The organism is Rhizobium sp. 10N414 (assembly GCF_056394785.1).
Map to the genome: position 1 here is coordinate 1 of NZ_JBFTIN010000089.1, position 2,407 is coordinate 2,407.

General features: G+C 59.9%; 3 protein-coding genes. All 3 read right to left on the reverse strand.

Annotation, left to right across the window (positions count from 1 at the left end; genetic code table 11):
* Positions 1-17 precede the first annotated feature (17 nt).
* Positions 18-1,637: an IS66 family transposase gene (gene tnpC / locus AC1DE4_RS31605; RefSeq protein ID WP_477884737.1), complete on the reverse strand. Its 1,620-nt coding sequence runs from the start codon at positions 1,635-1,637 to the stop codon at positions 18-20.
* 55 nt (positions 1,638-1,692) lie between these two features.
* Positions 1,693-2,055, reverse strand: coding sequence for an IS66 family insertion sequence element accessory protein TnpB (gene tnpB / locus AC1DE4_RS31610; protein WP_477884738.1), 363 nt, complete (start codon positions 2,053-2,055; stop codon positions 1,693-1,695).
* The coding region (locus AC1DE4_RS31615) for a transposase (RefSeq protein ID WP_477884739.1) at positions 2,052-2,407 on the reverse strand (356 nt) is incomplete at its 5' end. The genes tnpB and AC1DE4_RS31615, both read right to left, overlap by 4 nt.

Consider the following 2,407-nt stretch of genomic DNA (forward strand, 5'->3'; position numbering starts at 1 on the left):
CGTAAGCGGGTAAGCGGTCAGCCGATGGCGTGGGACTTGAAGTTCCACGGCATGAGCGCCTCGAGCTCAGATACAGGCCAGCCTTGAGCGATGCGGGTCAGGGTCTGGGAGAGCCAGTCGAGTGGATCGACGTTGTTCATCTTGGCTGTCTGCAAGAGGGTGGCCAGCGTCGCCCAGGTGCGTCCGCCGCCCTCGCTGCCGGCGAATAAACTATTCTTCCTCGTAATTGTTTGGGGCCTGATTGCGCGCTCGACGATATTGGAGTCAATTTCGATGCGTCCGTCCGTCAGGAAGCGCTCCAGTGCTTCGCGCCGGGTGAGCGCGTAGCGGATCGCTTCGGCGGTCTTGGACTTGCCAGAGACCTTGCCCAATTCCTTCTCCCAAAGGTCAAAGAGGCCGGAGACGATGGTTGTGGATTTTTCCTGGCGCAGCATGGAGCGGCTGTCGGCATTGCGACCGCGGACCTCATCCTCGATGCGCCACAGCTCGGTCATCGCGATGATCGTGTCCGTTGCAGCCTTTGAGACACCACTGATGTGGAGGTCGTAAAACTTGCGGCGGAGATGCGCCCAGCATCCTGCGAGCCGGATCGTTTCATTGCTGCCGGCCTTGGCACGCGTCTTGGCRAGATTGGTATAGGCCGAGTAGCCGTCTACCTGCAGGATGCCGCCAAATCCGAAGAGATGACGCGCCACGCATTCAGCGCCCCTACTGTCCTCAAATCGATAGGCCACCATCGGCGGACTAGTTCCGCCGTAGGGTCTATCATCGCGAGCATAGGCCCAAAGCCAGGCCTTCGTCGTTTTCCCCGAACCGGGCGCAAGTGTGGGCAAGGTCGTTTCGTCGGCGAAGACCCTTTCGCCCTCCTTGACGCGCTCAAGGATGTAATCGGCGCAGATCTGCAGTTCAAAGCCCAGATGCCCCATCCACTGAGCCATCAACGATCGGCTGATCTCGACACCGTCGCGTAGATAGATTGCCTCCTGCCGGTAGAGCGGAAGGCCGTCGGCGTATTTGGAGACGGCGATATAGGCGAGCAGCCGCTCCGTCGGCAGGCCGCTTTCGATGATGTGTGCCGGTGCCAAAGCCTGGAGCACGCCATCGTTGCCCCGGAAGGCATATTTGGGGCGACGCGTCACGATGACCCGGAACTTCGGCGGCACGACATCCAGTCGTTCCGAGCGATCCTCACCAATCAGGACCTTTTCCAACCCCTCGCAGCCGGCCGGGATCTCTGGCTCGATCACTTCCTCGATGCGTTCGAGATGAGCGGCAAAACCCTTGCGCGGACGTGGTGCTCGTTTCGGCTTGTCTTTGGCCGCATGATCAAGCTCGCTCTGGATTGCCGAAAGGCCAGTCTCGACTTCTTCGAAGGCAAAGGACACCTGTTCATCATTGACGCCAAGGCGCAATCGCTCGGAACGTGTGCCATGTTGGGTGCGCTGGAGAACCTTCAGGATCGATGTGAGGTTGGCAATCCGCTCGTTGGCGCTCTTCTCCACCGCCTCCAGCCGGGCGATCTCAACTTCAGCAGCTTTCAGCCGAACTTCTTTTGCAGCCTGCTCGCGCGCCATCGCGAGGACCATCGCTTTCAGCGCGTCAACGTCGTCCGGCAGGTCTTGAGGGGGCAAATCCATGGCAATGAGTAGAGCACAAAAACAGCCGTTTTCCCAACCATTACAGCGGCATGATTCATCTTGTCGCAGGCGCTGTCAGCCCGTCAACAAAGGTCGCCTGACCTTCGTCGGGCGGATCTTTTTCCAATCCATTCCGGCCAGCAACGCCATCAGCTGAGAATGGTCTAGACGTATCCGTGCCGCCGATATACCCGGCCAGCAGAAGCCTTGATTCCAAGGTTTTCGAATAGAGGCAGACACCGCTGCCATCCCACCAGACAATACGAATACGATCGGCCCGTTTCGACCGGAAGACGTAAAGCGCGCCATTGAAGGGATCGAGACCGCCATCCCGCACCAGCGCCATCAACGACGCGGCTCCTTTGCGGAAGTCGACCGGCTGGCACGACACATAAACCACCACACCAGACGCGATCATGCCTTGCGAACCGCCCGCAGAACCTTCACCAGGTGATCAGGATTGAACGCGCCGCAGACGCGCACCACCATATCGCCAATGGCAATATCGACCGAGCCGCTGCTTACCGTTTCAACGCGTGCGAACTTCTGCTTGCCCGTTCCATCAGTCAGGGGCGCAACAGCGCCCGATGCCAGTGCCGTGCGACGCCATCCATAAAGCTGTGACGGATCTAAGCCTTCAGACCGGGCGACCGCCGAGACGTTCGCCCCAGGCTGCAGCGCCATGGCCAGGATCCGCGCCTTTTCGTCGTCCGACCACTCACGAGGCTTGCGTCTTCTTCGCACCGGCTCTGCGGTCAAAACCTCGAAGG